Source organism: Gracilibacillus thailandensis, assembly GCF_010994055.1.
In the GTDB taxonomy this organism is placed as follows: domain Bacteria; phylum Bacillota; class Bacilli; order Bacillales; family Amphibacillaceae; genus Gracilibacillus; species Gracilibacillus lacisalsi.
Genome location: NZ_WJID01000135.1, coordinates 1 through 2,276 on the forward strand (window position 1 = coordinate 1; position 2,276 = coordinate 2,276).

2 protein-coding genes are annotated in these 2,276 nt (G+C 33.0%); both read left to right on the top strand.

Going from position 1 to position 2,276, the window contains the following annotated elements:
* Positions 1-1,551, top strand: a 1,551-nt coding sequence (locus tag GH715_RS21145) for a T7SS effector LXG polymorphic toxin (protein ID WP_240469431.1), incomplete at its 5' end; no start/stop codon positions are given.
* A gap of 6 nt (positions 1,552-1,557) precedes the next feature.
* Complete coding sequence (locus tag GH715_RS21150; RefSeq protein ID WP_018932443.1) at positions 1,558-2,205, top strand: DUF443 family protein; 648 nt, start codon at positions 1,558-1,560, stop codon at positions 2,203-2,205.
* The last annotated feature ends 71 nt before the right edge of the window (positions 2,206-2,276 follow it).

Genomic DNA, 2,276 nt, shown 5'->3' on the forward strand with positions numbered 1-2,276 from the left:
AAAATTGATCTGTCAGAAGTGATCGACTTCTCGGATGAGTTTAAATCAAAGTCTGAAGATATAAAAAATAGTCTTTCAAAAGTGGAACAAAACATAGAAGAAATCTGTAATATGACTACTTTTTCAGGGGAAACTGCAGATCAAGCCAAATTATATTTTAGAGACCTTCATCTTACTGTTTTAACAACATTTAACGGAGTCTTTACGGATTTATATGAGAATTTGAACAAACATATTGAAACCTTTCAATCAAGAGTAGATGAAAATAGTCGTACCATTATAGAAAGTAATTATGTTATAGATACGCTGGAAGATGTCAATGAAGACTATGAAGCATTACATACACACCGTGATTCAGTAAGTAGCACTATTAGCAGTATCTCAGATATTAGTAGTGCTACCACTCCTTCTTTCGTTGCAATCAATAATAACAAATATTCGGTCATTAATGTAGGAGATAATTTACAAGAAGACTTTGATTCTTTTACAACGACAGGTAGAAGTAGCAACTCGCAAACAGAAGAGTTATTAAAGGAAATCAAAACTACGCTGAATAATGCTGGAGCTGTGAGTGGAAAAGCTCGGTTTACGGATTATAAAGGAGACTCTAGAAATGCGGGATTAGCAGTTCTAAAAGGTTACAATGAAGGTATTGCGAATTCAGGGGAAGTAGATCTAGATTCTATTCGATATATGTCGATGTATGAGATTGAACAGTTAAAAGAATCAGCTTTAAAGGATATGGATGAAACAAGCCAAAAAATTTTAAATAGTGCTTACACCGATCTAAAGAATGGAAAAATTGATAGAGAAACTTACTATAATATATTCTCAACGATGAGTAAATCTACTAAAAAATTAAGTGAAGAAGAACTTAATGAAGAAGTGCCGAAAGGTGTTATCGAGTATTTATATAAAAATAAAGGGAAAATTGGTCTAGACTTTATAGTAAATTTCACTGCTGATTCGGCGGAACATATTGGAAAGGAATTAAAAATGATATCAAAAAAAGCCGGGAAGGTAGCAACCCATATTAAAAGTATAGGTGAATTATTTAGTACAATCTCTGGTAAAACGAGTGGGGTAGTTACGAAAGTTGGGCATGCAGCAGCAAAAACGTCAAATCACTTATCGAATTCTGGTAAATTTTTACTAGGTGCAGGAAAAACTTTGGGAAGGAGTTTTATAGCAGTTAGTGCAGGAGTTGGAATGTATGAAGACATATTTGAAAAGGACAAAACCATCGGAGAGGCAGTAGCACATAATTTAACTAGTGTCGGAGTTGGCTTAGTAGGTGGAGCAGCAGGTTTAGGACTAGCAGGATTATTAGCAACAAATCCAATTGGTTGGACTGTTGGTTTAGGAATTGGTTTAACATGGTCTTTTAATTATGCTTATGACAACAATGTTTTGGGGCTTCAAGATGGCCTAGATGCTGCAGGTCAAAAATTGTCTGAATTCGGTAACGAGATTTTGGATTCTGCTAAAGATGCAGGAAAAGCCATTAGTAAGGGGCTAGATGCAATAAATCCAATGAGTTGGGCATGGTGATTGTTTATGAAGTGTGAAGTGCAACGTGTGTATAAGAATCCAAGATTTCGAATATTAAAGATTGATGAAGAGAGCTATATCTTAGATATGGGCAAGTCAATCTGGAAAACGATTTTCCCTTTTCTAACATGGATAGTACCAAATACAATCTATAAAGTGGATGGGGAAGAAATCAATAGTAAGATGAAGCACATAGAGAGAGATAAATCAAACGATACAAGTCTTGGAATACTAGGAACAGGAATAGGGATATTTTTAGCATATATGTTAAGACCATTAACAGATTATTTTAATATTCAAAGTACCATGTTAGTAAATAGTGTTTTAGCAACTTTGATGCTCTTATTAGTGGTAGGAGTACGCAGATTTATAAGCAATAGACATAAAAAAAATTTTTATAATTTGATCGAGTCGGGTTCTTTATATAAAAGAACTATTTGGATCAAACCGCAGTCGTTTAAACACTTTATACAAGTCTTGTCTATATATTTGTTAATATTATGTGTTTTTCTTTTTGATATTATATTATTTATCACAGATGGAAATATGATGTTGTTAATTGTGGCAACTTTCTTCTTATTTACCTTATCAATTCTTAATGGAACAACTGTAATAAATGGTCAAACTACAGTGAAATTCAAATCATATAGATAACAAGCAAATTAATATATCTAGAAATTGAAAATAGGAGCATTCCTGTTATGAAGAAATTTGAGGTTTGAATA